Consider the following 17468-nt stretch of genomic DNA (forward strand, 5'->3'; position numbering starts at 1 on the left):
AAGCCGCTGCCCTCCGAAACCGGAGGGCAATTGCGCCATCAGTGACCAACACCGGGTAAGAGCAGTGTCTCGACCTCGTGAAAAACGACTGACGGAAAAACGCTCCCCTGTATCGCCCAGACACCTGCCGCGCTGACGTCATCGATAAGTCGTGATGTTTCGACCCCCTCCACCGCAACGTGATCGCAATATTCCCGGATGTTTTTGATAAGCACCGGGAACATCGGCTTTTCTACCTGTTCAAGGAAGAAACCGCGATCCAATTTAACCACGTCAAAATGACCGCAAACCAGCGGACTTGCCCCGACGTTACCGGAGCCGAGATCGCCCAGCCATAGCGCGTTTGGGCCGTCACAGAGTGAATTAATCAGCAGATTATTCAGGCAAATCGTACTCGACAGAAAACGCTCTGACAGTTCCAGTGCAATAAAGGGCATTGCGTGTAGGGCCGACTTGATGACCGGATCACCAATCGCCAGAAGTGCCATTTCATCGATGAGATGAAGGGTACAGAGCAGATTGTTGCTCTCAAACCAATCACGCTTTTCGGCAATTAACTGAATTTGCTTGAGCATGAAATTACGCTTTTGTTCGCTATTCCACGCTGAAACGACGAAATCTGCATGCAATGGGCGAACCGTATCTGCAGCAAACCGGGCGATCATCTCCACGCCCAGCAACTTATTTGTTGTGTCTCTCATCGGTTCCGCGATGAAATGATAGTGCATAAGACCACTCCAATTGATCATAACTTCCTGATAATGCACTTTTAATCACAATCAATCAATAATATCGATCAATGTATCGATATTGATCGATAAAAACAATATATCATAACAATCTGAATATATGCATGTTTTTTGTTTTAAGAAAGTTCCTACCTTGCTATGTTTATTAACATCAGCTAGCGCCTTAATAATACCATTTTAGCGCCTTTAAAGCCTTGTATTTTCTCATTGTCTTCAATGCAATACGGGTCGGGCAAAGCACAACCAGGGGAAGTAATATCCTCGCCATTTGCAATGAATGGTAAGGGGCATTTAGGGGTGATAACCATTCTAAAAGGAACAATGAGTAGGATATAATTTCAGCCCAATTTCGCGCGTTTTTGAGATGGCAATCATCACGCATTGATTGCTACGAAGAAGCAATGACCATAAGGATTAAAGCTATGGGTTTTCTTTCCGGTAAGCGTCTTCTGGTGACGGGTCTTGCCAGTAAATTGTCCATTGCCTGGGGAATCGCTCAGGCAATGCATCGTGAAGGCGCTGAACTGGCGTTCACCTACCAGAACGACAAACTAAAAGGCCGAGTGGAGGAATTTGCCGCTCAACTGGGGTCCAGCATCGTACTACAATGTGATGTTGCCGAAGATGCCAGCATCGATGCGATGTTCGCTGAACTGAGCCACTCCTGGCCGAAATTCGACGGATTCGTGCATTCCATCGGTTTCGCGCCTGCTGACCAGTTGGATGGCGACTATGTGAATGCGGTCACCCGCGAAGGTTTTAAAATTGCTCATGACATCAGCGCTTACAGCTTTGTTGCGATGGCAAAAGCTTGCCGCTCTATGCTTAACCCTGGCTCTGCGCTACTGACGCTATCCTACCTGGGTGCAGAGCGCGCAATCCCTAACTACAACGTGATGGGGCTGGCGAAAGCGTCTCTGGAAGCCAACGTCCGTTACATGGCTAACGCAATGGGTCCTGAAGGTGTACGAGTGAACGCCATCTCCGCAGGTCCAATCCGCACTCTTGCCGCTTCCGGCATCAAAGATTTCCGTAAAATGCTGGCGCATTGTGAAGCGGTGACGCCGATTCGCCGCACCGTGACGATTGAAGATGTAGGCAATTCTGCAGCATTCCTGTGCTCCGATCTTTCTGCCGGCATCTCTGGTGAAGTCGTTCACGTTGATGGTGGCTTCAGCATTGCAGCGATGAACGAGCTGGATCTGAAATAATCGTTTAGTCCTCTGTGGGCGGCCTGCCGTCGCCCATGATTTTCACCTCCTCCTCCACTGCCCTGTGCCATATATACTTTTCCGATATTTATTATCACGTAACAATCTTTCATCCCCCCATCGGCTTACGTCAGGATATTGCAGCGCAAACGATCCGGCGTAGGTGTATGACGACGTGTCCGGGTCGCCACTTTTTAGACCAAGGAACGCCCATGGAACAACGCCGCATTGTAGGCAAAAGCCACTGGTATCATGAGACGCAATCCAGCACGTATCCGCAAGATGTTCTGCCGCTGGTGCCGGAGGCCGCTCATGTTGACGACAGCTTTTTACTGGACCTGGCGATACCTCATGACGTGCTTTTACCCTTTCAATCCTGGTTAACCCCTGCCCGTAAACTTGCCCAACTTCTTTTCCCTGCTCACGTCGTACTGGATCGGATGCATACGTTCAGCGCCTATGAACGGATGAGTACAGCCCTGACCGTCGCTCAGGTGTATGGCGTGCAGCGATTGTGTAATCACTATGCCGCGCGCTTAACGCCGCTGCCGGGTCCTGATTCGTCTCGCGAAAGTAATCATCGACTGGCGCAAATCACCCAATATGCGCGCCAGCTCGCCAGTTCACCGGCTGTGATCGGCGAGCGGGACCGTCAGCACCTGGATGCGGTCGGGCTGACCAGCTGCGATAGCATATTGATGAATCAAATCATCGGCTTCGTCGGTTTTCAGGCCCGGGTAGTCGCATTACTTCAGGCCTGCAGCGCTCACCCGGTACGTCGAATACCGGGCCTCGATATACAGCAATTCGCTCACGCTTCGCCATTTAGCGCCACCAACGCCAGCTGGCACGCTGCGCCATTAGAACCCGAGCAGCTGCATACCCGCGCGAAACCGCGCGCGGATTATCCCAACGAACTGCACGCGCTGCTCCCCCTGCTAGCACATTCACCTGCCGTTTTAGATTTACTTGGGTCACTGATTTCCAGCACGCTACGCAGCGATATGCCGACGCGGGCATTTTCTCTGACGACCCTGATGACATCACGCATCAACGGCAGCGTGTCCTGCTTTAATGAACATGCGCATACGGCATATGAATTAACTGACATCATCACTGTCCTTCGTCAGGATGAACGTGAATTGCAGCGCTGGGAACAACGACATCCGGTTGAGCGCGTCACCCTGCAGGCGGTACAATGGCTCACCCGAGCGCCCGACCGCTTTAGCGCCGCACTGTTAACACCGTTGTTCGATCAGGGTATCTCTTCAGAACAGGCGATTAACCTGCTGGCCTGGAGTGGATTATGCGGATGGTTAAATCGCTTGAAAATCGCGCTGGGCGAGACGTATTAACCGATCCACTTACTTAAAGAGCGCTTGCTGCAACTGACAGAATCGCGTAAAACTGTCAGCCGCTCTTTTAGCCACGAAAATAGACAATTATGCTTCAGGACAACCCGCTGCTAGCGCAGCTTAAACAGCAACTACATTCCCAGACGCCGCGTGCTGAAGGGGTGGTAAAAGCCACGGAAAAAGGCTTTGGCTTCCTGGAAGTCGATGCACAAAAAAGCTATTTCATTCCACCGCCGCAGATGAAAAAAGTGATGCATGGCGACCGTATTGTTGCGGTGATCCATACGGAAAAAGATCGTGAGTCTGCTGAACCGGAAGAGCTAATCGAACCCTTCCTGACGCGCTTCGTGGGTAAAGTTCAGGGCAAAAATGACCGTCTGTCTATTGTGCCGGATCATCCGTTACTGAAAGAGGCGATCCCTTGTCGCGCCACCCGTGGCGTTGAGCATGAATTTAAAGAAGGTGACTGGGCCGTGGCAGAAATGCGCCGCCATCCGCTGAAAGGCGATCGCACCTTCTACGCTGAACTAACCCAATTTATCACTTTTGCGGACGATCACTTTGTCCCGTGGTGGGTCACGCTGGCGCGCCATAATCTCGAAAAAGAAGCACCGGACGGCGTTGCGACCGAAATGCTGGACGAAGGTCTGGTGCGTCAGGACCTGACCGCCCTCAATTTCGTCACCATCGACAGCGCCAGCACCGAAGATATGGACGATGCGCTGTATGCTGAAGAACTGGCCGATGGCAAGCTACAGTTAACCGTTGCTATTGCCGATCCTACCGCCTGGATTGCAGAAGGCAGCAAACTGGATAAAACGGCTAAGATTCGTGCGTTCACTAACTATCTGCCGGGATTCAATATCCCGATGCTGCCACGTGAACTGTCTGACGATCTCTGTTCTCTGCGCGCGAACGAAGTACGCCCGGTTCTGGCTTGCCGCATGATCATTACCGCCGACGGTACGATTGAAGACAACATCACCTTCTTCGCTGCGACTATCGAGTCTAAAGCGAAGTTGGTCTATGACAACGTCTCCGACTGGCTGGAAGGCATCGGTGACTGGCAGCCTGAAAACGACGCGATTGCTGAACAAATCCGTCTGCTGCATCGTATTTGTCTGAGCCGTGTTGAATGGCGTCACAACCACGCGTTAGTATTTAAAGATCGTCCGGATTACCGTTTTGTCCTCGGTGAAAAAGGCGAAGTGCTGGATATTGTGGCGGAACCGCGTCGCATCGCTAACCGTATCGTGGAAGAGTCAATGATTGCGGCAAATATTTGTGCTGCACGCGTTCTTCGCGACACGCTGGGCTTTGGAATTTATAACGTCCATATGGGATTTGATCCGGCAAACGCTGACGCACTGGCCGCGCTACTGAAAACCCATGGTATGCATGTAGATGCCGAAGAGGTCCTGACGCTGGAAGGCTTCTGCAAACTGCGCCGCGAACTGGATGCGCAGCCTTCCGGTTTCCTCGATAGCCGTATCCGCCGGTTCCAGTCGTATGCTGAAATCAGCACCGAACCAGGTCCGCACTTTGGGCTGGGTCTGGAAGCATATGCCACCTGGACCTCTCCTATTCGTAAGTATGGCGACATGATCAACCACCGTCTGCTTAAGGCCGTCATCAAAGGCGAAACGATTGCCCGTCCGCAGGATGATACGACCCTGCAAATGGCCGAACGTCGTCGTCTGAACCGCATGGCTGAACGCGATGTGGGTGACTGGTTATACGCCCGCTTCTTGAGCGACAAAGCCGGCACCGACGTCCGTTTCGCAGCCGAAATCATTGACGTCAGCCGCGGCGGTATGCGAGTACGTTTAGTGGATAATGGCGCAGTCGCATTTATTCCGGCCCCGTTCCTGCATGCTGTTCGTGACGAACTGGTATGCAGCCAGGAAAGCGGCACCGTACAAATCAAAGGTGAAGTGGTTTACAAAGTCACGGATGTGATTGATGTAACCATTGCCGAAGTGCGGATGGAAACCCGCAGCGTTATCGCACGTCCAGCCGTGTAATACTGATAAAGCTAACGGCCTTTCTCTTTCTGTGAAAGGTCGTTTTCTTTTCCCTCCCAAATCTCCACCACGCACTACACTTCTTTCATCCGGTCTAATTTATTTTTTACTATTTTCAGTTCCGCTAGCTTTGCTTTTTTTAGATTCTGCATTACATATAAATACATAAATAAAACAATACGTTCAGCCATAGTCACCCTGTATGAATCATGGCTAACTATACTTTTGAGGCTCTATGCGCTTTAAACGGGATAGTACACATCATGAAAGACGTCCGGGAGCGGGTTACGTTGTATAGCTATGTGGGCACTCATAACCCCTACTGGCGTTTGTCAGAGGATTGCAACATCCTGCATTTCTCTATCGACGAAGCGTCAGCAGTCGATCAGACCATCGAATTGTCAGCTGAGCAAGCCAACCGCATTCGCGAAATGACGGTGATTACATCGAGCCTGTTGATGACGCTTCCCATTGAAGATGACGACATTCCCGTGCATCTGGTCGGCAGGAAAATCAATAAGCGCGAATGGGCGGGAAGCGCATCCGCCTGGGATGACACCCCTTCCGTCGCGCGCGACCTGGCTCACGGCCTCTCTTTCGCTGAGCAGGTCGTTTCTGAAGCTAACTCCGTCATTGTCATTCTTGACCGTATGGGCAACATTCAACGTTTTAATCGCCTGTGCGAAGAGTACACCGGTCTCAAAGAGCGCGAAGTGATTGGCCAAAGCGTTTTCACGCTGTTTATGAGCCGGCGCGAGGCCGCAGCCTCACGGCGCAACATTGAGGTGTTTTTTCGCGAAGGTAACTCTTATGAGGTCGAACGTTGGGTTAAAACCTGCAAAGGCCAGCGTCTGTTTCTGTTCCGCAATAAGTTTGTGCATAACGGTAGCGGCAAGAACGAAATTTTTCTGATCTGTTCCGGTACCGATATTACTGAAGAGCGCCGCGCGCAGGAACGTCTACGGGTATTGGCCAATACCGACTCCATCACTGGTTTACCGAACCGCAACGCAATTCACGAGCTGATCAGCAATGCTATTGAAAACGCGGGCGATACGCAGGTTGGGATTGTCTATCTCGATTTGGATAACTTTAAAAAGGTGAACGACGCCTACGGTCATATGTTTGGCGATCAGTTGTTACAAAGCGTGTCGCTGGCTATCCTCAGTTGCCTCGACGACAACCAGCTACTGGCCAGGTTTGGCGGTGATGAATTCATTGTCCTTGCCACCGAAACGTCCCAGGGCGCGCTGGAGGCTACGGCATCGCGTATCCTGACGCGCCTGCGCCAACCTTTTCGCATTGGACTGATAGAAGTCTATACCGGATGTTCAATCGGTATTTCTCTCGCGCCACAGCATGGACAGGACGGCGAGAGCGTCATCCGTAACGCGGATACGGCCATGTACACAGCAAAAGAAGGCGGTCGTGGTCAGTTTTGCGTCTTCTCACCGGAAATGAATCAACGGGTTTTTGAATATTTGTGGTTGGATACCAATCTGCGTAAGGCGCTGGAAAACGATCAACTGGTTATCCACTATCAGCCAAAAATAACCTGGCGCGGAGAAGTTCGTAGTCTGGAGGCTCTGGTTCGTTGGCAGTCCCCGGAACGTGGTCTCATACCGCCATTGGAGTTTATCTCCTACGCCGAAGAATCAGGGCTCATCGTTCCGCTCGGTCGATGGGTTATTCTGGACGTCGTGCGCCAGGTGGCAAAATGGCGTGCCAAGGGGATAAATCTACGCGTGGCGGTAAACGTGTCTGCGCGCCAGCTCGCCGACCAGACGCTATTTACCGCTCTCAAGCAGGTGCTTCACGATCTCAACTTTGAATACTGCCCGATCGATGTTGAATTAACGGAAAGCAGTTTGATTGAAAATGAGCAGTTGGCGCTATCCGTTATTCAGCAATTTAGTCAGTTGGGGGCACAAATCCATTTGGATGATTTTGGCACCGGTTATTCGTCGCTATCTCAACTGGCCCGCTTCCCGCTTGATGCGATAAAACTGGATCAAACCTTTGTCAGAGATGTGCACAAGCAACCTATTTCACAGTCGCTGGTGCGGGCCATTGTCGCGGTCGCGCAAGCGCTCAACCTGCAGGTCATCGCCGAAGGCGTTGAAAGTGCAAAAGAGGATGCGTTTTTGACCAAGAACGGCGTCAATGAGCGTCAGGGATTTTTATTCGCCAAGCCGATGCCTGCAGCTGCGTTTGAACGATGGTATCGACGACACCTGAATAAAAAAACGCGATAATGCAGAAAGATTCCTCGGAGAAAATAGCCATAAATGGACAATACGTGATGATTCTATCTGTATGTAATCACAGAATATATAATATTCTTCAATCATTCAGGTTAATACTATTTTTCCCTTCTCTTTTGCCATGAAATTCTGCATCATGAAATTCAAACTCTATTGCCCTTTGGATGATGACCATGTCTGATATCGACGCTCAGCGTCTGGCCGAACGCATTGATACCGTGCTGGATATCCTCGTTGCAGGTGATTACCACTCAGCCATCCACAATCTCGAAATTCTGAAGGCTGAACTGTTAAACACAGTCAAAGAAGATACTCAATCTTTGTCAACTAAACAGAAAGCTCCGTGGGAGATCTGATGACATCGCTCTCTTGATGTTACTGCTATCAGCAGACTTCCGTTTATTTTCCGATACGATATTGCTATAAAAATTAATACTATGAATTCCCGACAACAATCCATTTTGCAGATGGTGACCGATAAAGGTCAGATGAGCGTCGCCGATCTGGCAAAAATCACCGGCGTTTCAGAAGTGACGATTCGACAGGATCTGAATACGCTGGAAAAACAGAGTTATTTACGCCGTGCGCACGGATTTGCTGTTTCATTGAACAGCGATGATGTGGAAACACGCATGATGACCAATTTCACGCTAAAACGTGAGCTGGCCGAATTCGCTGCATCACTGGTCAGCCCCGGCGAGTCAGTATTCATTGAGAATGGCAGCAGCAATGCGCTCCTGGCAAGAACCCTGGCGGAGCAAAAAGATGTCACTATCATTACGGTGAGCAGCTACATCGCTCACCTGCTCAAAGAAACACCCTGTGAAGTGATTCTCCTCGGCGGGATTTATCAGAAGAAAAGTGAGAGCATGGTCGGCCCCCTGACTCGCCAGTTTATCCAGCAGGTACACTTCAGTAAGGCCTTCATCGGCATTGATGGCTGGCAGGCAGAAACCGGCTTCACCGGACGCGATATGATGCGTTCTGATGTGGTTAATGCGGTACTGGAGAAAGGCGCAGAGGTTATTGTGCTTACCGACAGCTCAAAATTTGACGCCATTCATCCTTATACCCTGGGGCCTTTAGCGCGATTCAGTCGCGTCGTGACGGACTCTAAGCTCAGCGCCAGCGTACAAATGCAGCTTGAGCATTCAGGATTAACCGTCAATATCATTGATACCAACGCATAATGGCTGCGCAAGATGATTTGTCGGCAGGCAAATCATCTCCTCTCTGAGAGTTATCTGACAACCCAATTAAGACTTTTTACCTGTTGTTAACAGGATAAACTCGTAGAATTAATATTAGCGATATAACAGGAGCGAACATCCAACTGCAGGATATTGGTTGTCATGCCTTCGCTAAACGGTTTCACGGAAATATCTTTGATAGTCGCGATTTAACGCTATCCTTAAAGAACACTGGATTCCGTGAATCAATAATTCAGGAGAAAGTATTATGTTAGTAACGAGCAAAAAAATGACCGCAGCCATTCTGGCGCTTACTCTGGCAATGTCTCTGAGCGCCTGCTCTAACTGGTCCAAACGCGATCGCAATACCGCTATCGGTGCCGGTGCGGGTGCAGTAGGTGGTGCAGTCCTGACCGATGGCAGCGCGCTGGGTACGCTGGGTGGTGCTGCTGTTGGTGGTATTATTGGCCATCAGGTAGGTAAATAATTTACGGTTGACCGGCTCGATATAATTAAACGTTTACTTTTTCAGCTCTGTATTTTAAAAAGCCACGGATTATCTCCGTGGCTTTTTTATTAACCGCCAGCCAGTTTGACTTTCATGCCTTTGGCCTCCAGCAATGATTTTATCAGGTCACGTTTATCGCCCTGAATTTCAATCACGCCATCTTTTACCGCCCCACCGCAACCACATTTTTTCTTCAGTTCCGCGGCTAATTTAGCCAGTTCCGCATCATCCTGATCAATACCGGTGATCAGGCACACGCCCTTGCCTTTACGACCGCTGGTCTGGCGTTGAATGCGGACAATACCATCACCCTTTGGACGTTCAGGGGCGACCTTCGGTTCATTAATGCGTCCGGAGTCGGTTGAATAGACCAGGCGAGAGTTTGAATCGCTCATTTACACACCTCGTTTCAGAGAGGCATTGATCATCTTCAGCGTCTGCGCCGGGTCGGCAGACTGCGTGACCGGACGACCAATCACCATGTAATCCACACCGGCTAACTGCGCCTGCTCTGGCGTCATAATACGACGCTGATCGCCCGCCTCGCTGCCTTCAGGACGAATACCCGGGGTCACTAACTTAAATGCCTGTCCAAACGCCTGTTTGAAACGTACCGCTTCCTGGGCAGAGCATACGACTCCGTCCAGCCCGCAATGTTGAGTTAAACGCGCCAGTCTTTCAGCATGCTCCGCAGGTGACAACGTCACACCGAGATCGGCCAGATCGCTGGCTTCCATGCTGGTCAGCACCGTCACAGCAATCAGCAATGGCGCATCATTACCAAAAGGCACCAGGGCCTCACGGGCTGCCGTCATCATGCGCGCCCCGCCAGAGGCGTGTACGTTAACCATCCACACGCCAAGGTCGGCAGCCGCAGCTACGGCATGTGCAGTTGTATTGGGAATATCATGAAATTTCAAATCCAGAAAGACGTCAAAACCGCGCTGTTGTAGTTCGCGAACCAACTGAGGTCCAAAAAGCGTGAACATCTCTTTGCCCACTTTCAAACGGCAATCACGAGGATCAATTCTGTCGACAAAAGCTAATGCTTTATCACGATTTGCGTAATCAAGAGCGACAACGACAGGAGAATCAGTAACAGCACGAGAAGAAGATGAAGCAGTAAACGTCATGACCAGACCTTCCTGAGGATGGGCGCCACCGGTGGCGCAAAATGGGTAAACGGCGTGCATTCTACCTGCGGCAATAGAAAATTAACAGGCGCGATTACATTTCTGCCAGGCGAACCGGCTGTGGAGGTTGATGATGGGACGATTACACCCTATAAGGATGTTGTAACTAAGTTGAAGCTTTTTTAAAAATTACAGCCCATCAAGCCCACGAATAGGTTTAATGGTTGACCATGAACGGCAGGATGGACAATGCCAGTACAGCGTATAAGCGGTAAACCCGCATTTTTGACAGCGATAGCGCGGCTTACTACGTACCTGCTCCCCGACCATATCGCGCAGCACCATCAGGCTCTCTTTGGCGCGCCCTTCTTCTGCTTCGTTAAGATGATAATCCATCAGCTTGTGGAATACACGCATCGTAGGATGACGCTGCAGCTGACGAGTAATATAAACCTGAGCGGTATCAGTTCCCTCACGCGCCTCAAGGATATCTGCAAGCATCAGTTCAGCGGCGGCACCGGTATTTTCCTCAACCGCACGGCGTAAAAACTCTGCCCACTCATCGTTTTTGCCCAGATGCTGGTAGCAGCTTTGCAGCATTTCCAGCGTTTCACTGACCAGCTCTTTATCCTGAGAAATCACCCGTTGCAGACTTTCAACCGCCCTGGAGTAATCGCCGTTCAGCATATATACGCGCCCCATCATAATGGAAACGCGGGCGCTGTTTTTGTCTGCTGCCGCCCCTTTTTTCAACAGCGTCATGGCACGATCCATATCGTCGTTGCCCATTTGCTGTAACGCCAGTTCGCAATAGAAATGCGCTATCTCAATGCGTTGTTTGTCTTTGCCAAGCTTTACCAGACGCTCTGCAACGTCAATGGCTTTTTGCCATTCGCTGGTTGCCTGATAAATTTGCAGCAACTGTTGTAATGCCCCAACGCGAAAATCTGTTTCATCAGTAAGCTGATTGAACATGTCTTCCGCACGGTCATACAGGCCTGCGGCCATGTAGTCGCGGCCCAGTTGTTGCACTGCCAGCAAGCGCTGTTCGTATGTCAGCGAGGCACTTTCCATAAGCGTTTGGTGGATGCGGATTGCACGATCGACTTCACCACGCGAACGGAACAGGTTTCCGAGGGTGAGATGAGCCTCAACGGTGCCCGTGTCCTCTTTCAGCATATCGAGGAACAGATCCACCGCTTTATCTTGTTGGTTGCTCAGGAGGAAGTTAACCCCGGCGACATAGTCACGGGAAAGTCGGTTGGCTTCATCCTGCTTTGTTTGTTGCGCACTTCTGCGACCCATATACCACCCATAGGCAGCGGCTACAGGTAAAAGCAGAAACAACAACTCCAACATAAATAATTATTCCTTTACAACCGACGAATCGGCGGGTACCGCAACGTCGGTCGCAGGCGCAAGCTGGTTTTCCAGTCGTTTGATTTTACGTTCGGCGCGCGCAAGAGACACTCGAACCTTCAGCCAGAAAAGACCGCAAATTAGCCAACCAATCGCAAAACCTGCGGCAAACAATACAGCAAGCAGCGTAGAGATACGATACTCACCCTGAGCCAGCAGGTAATTAAACGTAACCTGTTGATCGTTTTGCGCACCTAATGTCACCGAAATAACAAAAATCGCCAACACCAGTAAGAAAATGAGTAAATATTTCACATTACTTCCCGTTATGTGGTTTAAGCGAATAAATCGTGTCCAACTTACCGCGTTGAGCCCTTTAAATTACCATTTTCACACCGAGTGCGAAATGGAAAAGCGCTTTATGCCTTCTGATTTAAGGGCAAAATTCGAAAAATCAATCATAGCTAACTTTCTTGCTCACGCTGCGCGATTTCTTTTGTCTCCTGCACTGGCGGTGTTAAGGGCCCGCATATCCGCTGCGCAAGCCAGGTTGCCAGGGTCACCAACAGCCAGGAAATCAGCGTTGCGACCACCAAATCACGGGGCCAGTGCATTCCCAGCAGCAAGCGGCTCCCCATCACACCCGTCGCCCAGATGAGTAAGAATGCTATAGTCAGCGTACGTCTGCGCGGCCACAGCAATCCTACCGCCAGCAAAGCCCAACTGGCAGCAAACATTGTATGCCCGGAGGGAAAAGCAAATCCTGTTTCTTTTTGCCAGTGCTTACGTAGAAACGTTGGCACGTCCCGCTGTTCGGCTAATTGTTCTTTGACTAAGTTCCCGCGATCTTTACGTTTTAAAGTGTAGAACTCATCCACCGGAATATGGTGCGTTTTTTCCAGCCATACGACAAATGGCCGCGGTTCCTGCACCTTGTCTTTAACCCATGACTTCACGCCCTGCCCAACTAAAATCGCTGCCGCCAGGATCGTAAACAGCATTATCGCCGCTTTCAGACGAAAACGCAGACACCATAAAAACCATGCACAGAGCGCTACGTGAGTGATAATCCCCCATGGCTGTGTCACCGTTTCCGTTACCCAGAACAGGGATTTTAACCACCAGACATTATGCCCAGGTTGCCAGTTCCAGCCTGATACCCATACAGCAACCGGCATGATAAGCAGCAGTCCGGCGCCGACTGCGGTGCGCTTTGCAATTGAAAGCATTGCCTCTCCTTTCGTTGATAAGTCTCACAATCATAACTGAAAAATGCGCACGCCGGGAAAATTGACAATTTTGTGCCATTCCAAAAGCGAATCCGTTGTCGCAATTAGGTGAACATCGCTGGCTTATGGCAAAATAGTGCAATACAGAACAGAAGCCAACAGGCGACGGCACGACAGTGCCAGCATAATCTGGAGAATTACATGCAGCTTAAACGTGTGGCAGAAGCCAAACTGCCAACCCCCTGGGGTGATTTCCTGATGGTGGGATTTGAAGAACTGGCAACCGGACACGATCATGTCGCACTGATTTTTGGCGATATTACAGGCCAAACGCCTGTCCTGGCGCGTGTCCACTCTGAGTGTCTGACTGGCGATGCGCTGTTTAGCCTGCGTTGCGATTGCGGTTTCCAGCTCGAAGCAGCCCTGTCGCATATTGCCGAAGAAGGGCGTGGCATTCTGCTCTATCATCGTCAGGAAGGGCGCAACATTGGACTGTTAAATAAAATCCGCGCCTATGCGCTGCAGGACCAGGGTTATGATACCGTTGAAGCCAATCATCAGTTAGGCTTTGCAGCAGATGAGCGTGATTTCACACTGTGTGCGGACATGTTCAAGCTGCTGGGCGTTGACGAGGTACGTTTGTTGACCAATAACCCGAAGAAAGTGGAAATTCTGACCGAGGCGGGTATCAATATCGTTGAACGCGTGCCGTTGATTGTGGGTCGTAACCCGAATAATGAACATTATCTGGATACCAAAGCCGCGAAAATGGGCCATTTGTTAAATAAATAATTTCCATTTACCCGGTACAGAAAAAAGCCTGCTCACGCAGGCTTTTTACATGTCAGTTCAACATATTACGAATGACGTAGTGCAGAATGCCGTCGTTCTGGTAATACGTTAACTCCGTCGCGGTATCGATGCGGCAACGGCATAAAATCACCTCTTTATGCCCATCCGCACGGGTCAAACTTACCGGAACTGTCGCCCCCGGTTTAATGTTTTGCAGATCCGTAATATCAATCGCTTCCTCACCGGTTAATCCCAGCGTTTTACGCGTAACCCCCTGTGGGAATTCAAGCGGTAAAATCCCCATGCCGATCAGGTTAGAACGGTGAATTCGCTCAAAGGACTCAGCAATCACCACGCGCACACCCAGCAAGCGTGGGCCTTTCGCAGCCCAGTCACGACTGGAGCCAGAACCATATTCCTTACCGGCAATAACCGCCAGCGGAACATTCTCCTGTTGGTATTGCATGGCCGCATCATAGATAGCTACCACTTCCGTCCCCGGTAAATGCCGCGTCATTCCGCCTTCCACGCCAGGCACCATCTCATTGCGGATACGTATATTGGCAAAAGTACCGCGCATCATCACTTCATGGTTTCCGCGGCGGGAACCGTAGGAGTTAAAGTCTTTGCGCTCAACGCCGTGGCTTTGTAGATACCGACCGGCCGGACTATCCGCTTTAATGCTACCGGCAGGAGAAATGTGATCGGTGGTCACCGAGTCGCCTAACATCGCCAAAATGCGTGCGCCATGAATGTCCTGTACCGGATCCGGCGTAGCCTGCATACCATCAAAGAACGGCGATAAACGGATATAGGTCGAGTCAGACTGCCAGCCATAGGTGTCAGCCCGATCAACTTGAATCGCTTTCCATTCCGGCGTGCCTTCAAATACTTCGGCATACTCTTTATGGAACATCGCGGTAGAGACCTGCTCAACGGCTCGAGCGATTTCCTGGGCAGTTGGCCAGATATCTTTCAGGTAAACGGGATCGCCTTTTCTGTCATGACCTAACGGATCTTTCGTCAGGTTAATATTCATATTCCCCGCCAGCGCGTAGGCGACTACCAGCGGCGGAGACGCCAACCAGTTCGTCTTGACGAGCGGATGGATGCGTCCTTCAAAATTACGGTTGCCGGAAAGCACTGCGCCGACCGTGAGATCGCCTTTTTTGATAGCTGTCTCAATAGGATCGGGCAACGGTCCGGAATTACCTATACAGGTGGTACAGCCATAACCCACGAGGTTAAAGCCCAACTCGTCAAGATACGGTGTGAACCCGGCCTGCGCCAGATAGTCAGAAACGACTTTAGAGCCAGGCGCCAGCGAGGCTTTAACCCAGGGTTGACGTTTCAGACCGAGCGTAACCGCTTTCTTCGCCAGCAGCCCCGCCGCCATCAATACGCTTGGGTTAGAGGTGTTGGTACAGGAGGTGATCGCCGCAATCACCACCGCGCCATCCGGCAACAGGTATTGATGCCCGTTCATTGTATAATCCACTGGCTGACGATCTTTTAGCGAGCTATTCACCTCAAGCTCGTTACTCGCCGAGAACGCTTTCGGGACATCTGCGAGTGCCACTCGATCCTGCGGACGCTTCGGTCCGGCAAGGCTCGCTTCCACACTGCCCATATCCAGCTCCAGCGAACTGGTAAATACAGGTTCATCGCCTGGGTTACGCCACATCCCCTGCGCTTTAGCATAAGCGCCGACCAGGTCGACCTGCTCCTCACTGCGTCCGCTCAGGCGCATATATTCAAGCGTGATGTCATCAATCGGGAAGAAACCACAGGTTGCGCCATATTCCGGCGACATGTTCGCAATGGTTGCCCGATCGGCCAGCGGTAAGGTATCCAGGCCATCACCATAGAATTCAACAAATTTCCCAACCACACCATGCTTACGCAGCATTTGGGTGACGGTCAGCACCAGATCGGTCGCGGTGATACCTTCCCGCAGTTTACCTACCAGCTTGAAGCCCACCACGTCAGGGATAAGCATAGAGACCGGCTGGCCCAGCATCGCGGCTTCGGCTTCAATGCCGCCGACGCCCCAGCCCAGCACACCGAGACCATTTATCATCGTAGTATGGGAGTCGGTACCGACCAGCGTATCCGGATAAGCCACCCATTCACCGTTTTGTAATTCGCTCCAGACGGCTTTACCCAAATACTCAAGGTTAACCTGGTGGCAAATCCCCGTTCCCGGCGGCACAACGCTGAAGCGACTGAATGCTTGCTGTCCCCATTTCAGGAACACATAGCGCTCATGGTTACGTTCCATTTCCAGACGGACGTTCTCTTCGAAAGCGTCATCATCACCGAAACGATCCACCGTTACGGAGTGGTCAATGACAAGATCCACTGGCGAAAGCGGATTCACTTTTGCCGTATCCCCGCCCAAACGTTTTACCGCTTCGCGCATAGCGGCCAGATCGACCACTGCGGGTACGCCAGTAAAGTCCTGCATCAAAACGCGAGCGGGTCGATAGGCAATCTCACGGTCGGCATGCGCGGTTTTCAGCCAACGCGCCAGCGCATGAATATCGTCTTCGGTAACGGTATTTCCGTCCTGCCAGCGAAGCAGGTTCTCCAGCAAAACTTTTAGCGATTTGGGCAGGCGGGTGATATCACCCAGAGTTTGTGCGGCCAGAGGCAAGCTGTAGTAACGGTAGGTTTTATCATTAACCTGCAATGTGTCCATACTGGCTTCGCGTAGGGTCGACGACATAGCTCCTCCTTAAATGACAGGGTTAGATCCCCTGATTTTCTTCAGGGTTAGTATTAAAGATAACACAAACAAAATGTAACGCTTTGATAACAACTCAAATTGATAAAAGTGTAAACATCGGAAGAGCGGAGTGCGGTGTGAAATACGCGGGGAAGATTCGAGAGCGGAAGTTGATAGCGTTAATGTGTAACAGGCATGTTGGTAGTCGATAATATGCTGATTAGAGTGGACATCGCGATTGTACGCAATAAGTCATACGAGATATCAGACAGAGGACGAATAATAATGACGATAAAATTCGTATTAATTACTGTTTCTGTTCATCATCAGTAAACAGATCAATAAACGCGCGTTGTTCAGGGGAAAGCGTCCAGGAGGTGGGGATTTCCGGCCCATTCTCTGCGCCGGTATTGCTATCTGGTTCATTTTCATGGGGAGCTGGCGTCACGGTGATATGTTGTTCCGGTGCGGACATGACCTACCCCCACACTTGCCAGGCCACGAGCGCGACGACAATCCAGAACACTGCGGAGCCGAGAAAAACAGCAAACCAGGCTTTACGTTTCATCACGGGATCCCTGCGTGCTGGCTGGTTTCCTGAAGGCATCGCTAACCTCATACTATCGAAATCACTTATCATTTAGGCACCAAACAATCGGTACAATTAATCATCAGATAGGAGGAATCCTAATAAAAAAGGCAAAAAAAAGCCAGTTAATTTTCAGACTCGTCCTGATAAATAAATCGATTGTTTGATCGGTTATCAATATTTGAAAGGAATTTTTGGCAAGCTGACTAATTTGAAACTACTTTAGAGAAACTTTTCCATAAACTATATATGGTTAATTTATTCACTGTAAATTATCGATTAATTCAGCGTCTCCCGTCGGTATCGCTTTATGCAGAAGGATACCGACGAGGTAACA

17 protein-coding genes are annotated in these 17468 nt (G+C 50.5%); 8 read left to right on the top strand and 9 right to left on the bottom strand.

The features are described 5' to 3' along the window. Nucleotides 1-38 precede the first annotated feature (38 nt). Complete coding sequence (locus OOJ59_RS17825) at nt 39-728, bottom strand: EAL domain-containing protein (RefSeq protein WP_087856129.1); 690 nt, start codon at nt 726-728, stop codon at nt 39-41. Between the two features lie 443 nt (nt 729-1171). On the opposite strand from OOJ59_RS17825, the gene fabI reads away from it, so the two are divergent. The 7 genes from fabI to osmB all read left to right on the top strand — a co-directional run bounded on the left by fabI (nt 1172) and on the right by osmB (nt 9280). Continuing rightward, entirely contained in the window at nt 1172-1960 is a 789-nt protein-coding gene (gene fabI, locus OOJ59_RS17830; protein ID WP_038640941.1) for an enoyl-ACP reductase FabI, read from the top strand. 212 nt (nt 1961-2172) lie between these two features. Continuing rightward, nucleotides 2173-3315 carry a carboxymuconolactone decarboxylase family protein gene (locus tag OOJ59_RS17835; RefSeq protein WP_137351423.1) on the top strand — a complete coding sequence of 381 codons (1143 nt, stop codon included), beginning with the start codon at nt 2173-2175 and terminating at the stop codon, nt 3313-3315. 89 nt (nt 3316-3404) lie between these two features. Then, the gene (locus OOJ59_RS17840; RefSeq protein WP_160956509.1) at nt 3405-5339 is read left to right on the top strand and encodes an exoribonuclease II; all 1935 of its coding nucleotides are present in this window, start codon (nt 3405-3407) and stop codon (nt 5337-5339) included. A gap of 263 nt (nt 5340-5602) precedes the next feature. Beyond that, on the top strand, nt 5603-7594 hold the full coding sequence (gene pdeR, locus OOJ59_RS17845) for a cyclic di-GMP phosphodiesterase (protein WP_159121803.1): 1992 nt from the start codon (nt 5603-5605) through the stop codon (nt 7592-7594). A gap of 182 nt (nt 7595-7776) precedes the next feature. Beyond that, on the top strand, nt 7777-7959 hold the full coding sequence (locus OOJ59_RS17850; RefSeq protein WP_042308514.1) for a YciZ family protein: 183 nt from the start codon (nt 7777-7779) through the stop codon (nt 7957-7959). 81 nt (nt 7960-8040) lie between these two features. Beyond that, entirely contained in the window at nt 8041-8793 is a 753-nt protein-coding gene (gene yciT / locus OOJ59_RS17855) for a DNA-binding transcriptional regulator YciT (RefSeq protein ID WP_085048103.1), read from the top strand. A 268-nt stretch (nt 8794-9061) separates the two neighbouring features. Then, nucleotides 9062-9280, top strand: a complete 219-nt coding sequence (gene osmB / locus OOJ59_RS17860) for an osmotically-inducible lipoprotein OsmB (RefSeq protein ID WP_038640946.1) — start codon at nt 9062-9064, stop codon at nt 9278-9280. A gap of 89 nt (nt 9281-9369) precedes the next feature. On the opposite strand, the gene yciH is transcribed toward osmB, so the two are convergent. From yciH to pgpB, 5 genes are all read right to left on the bottom strand, one after another. Beyond that, entirely contained in the window at nt 9370-9696 is a 327-nt protein-coding gene (yciH, locus tag OOJ59_RS17865; RefSeq protein WP_159121804.1) for a stress response translation initiation inhibitor YciH, read from the bottom strand. Further along, nucleotides 9697-10434: an orotidine-5'-phosphate decarboxylase gene (gene pyrF, locus OOJ59_RS17870; RefSeq protein WP_110497944.1), complete on the bottom strand. Its 738-nt coding sequence runs from the start codon at nt 10432-10434 to the stop codon at nt 9697-9699. Between the two features lie 189 nt (nt 10435-10623). Continuing rightward, the gene (gene lapB / locus OOJ59_RS17875) at nt 10624-11793 is read right to left on the bottom strand and encodes a lipopolysaccharide assembly protein LapB (protein ID WP_038640951.1); all 1170 of its coding nucleotides are present in this window, start codon (nt 11791-11793) and stop codon (nt 10624-10626) included. Between the two features lie 6 nt (nt 11794-11799). Continuing rightward, nucleotides 11800-12108, bottom strand: coding sequence for a LapA family protein (locus OOJ59_RS17880; protein ID WP_038640953.1), 309 nt, complete (start codon nt 12106-12108; stop codon nt 11800-11802). A gap of 149 nt (nt 12109-12257) precedes the next feature. Continuing rightward, nucleotides 12258-13022, bottom strand: a complete 765-nt coding sequence (gene pgpB, locus OOJ59_RS17885; RefSeq protein WP_160956266.1) for a phosphatidylglycerophosphatase B — start codon at nt 13020-13022, stop codon at nt 12258-12260. Nucleotides 13023-13223: 201 nt separating this feature from the next. Between pgpB and ribA the strand changes: the two genes are divergently transcribed. Further along, nucleotides 13224-13814 (top strand): GTP cyclohydrolase II, encoded by a 591-nt coding sequence (gene ribA / locus OOJ59_RS17890; protein WP_038640958.1) that lies wholly within the window; start codon nt 13224-13226, stop codon nt 13812-13814. Between the two features lie 52 nt (nt 13815-13866). On the opposite strand, the gene acnA is transcribed toward ribA, so the two are convergent. From acnA to OOJ59_RS17905, 3 genes are all read right to left on the bottom strand, one after another. Next, nucleotides 13867-16542: an aconitate hydratase AcnA gene (acnA, locus tag OOJ59_RS17895; protein WP_038640960.1), complete on the bottom strand. Its 2676-nt coding sequence runs from the start codon at nt 16540-16542 to the stop codon at nt 13867-13869. Between the two features lie 307 nt (nt 16543-16849). Next, entirely contained in the window at nt 16850-17017 is a 168-nt protein-coding gene (locus OOJ59_RS17900) for a hypothetical protein (protein ID WP_170973263.1), read from the bottom strand. 3 nt (nt 17018-17020) lie between these two features. Further along, nucleotides 17021-17161, bottom strand: coding sequence for a YmiA family putative membrane protein (locus tag OOJ59_RS17905; RefSeq protein WP_216422382.1), 141 nt, complete (start codon nt 17159-17161; stop codon nt 17021-17023). Nucleotides 17162-17468: the final 307 nt, after the last annotated feature.

Source organism: Citrobacter sp. W9 (assembly GCF_026719375.1).
GTDB classification, from domain to species: Bacteria; Pseudomonadota; Gammaproteobacteria; order Enterobacterales; family Enterobacteriaceae; genus Citrobacter; species Citrobacter werkmanii.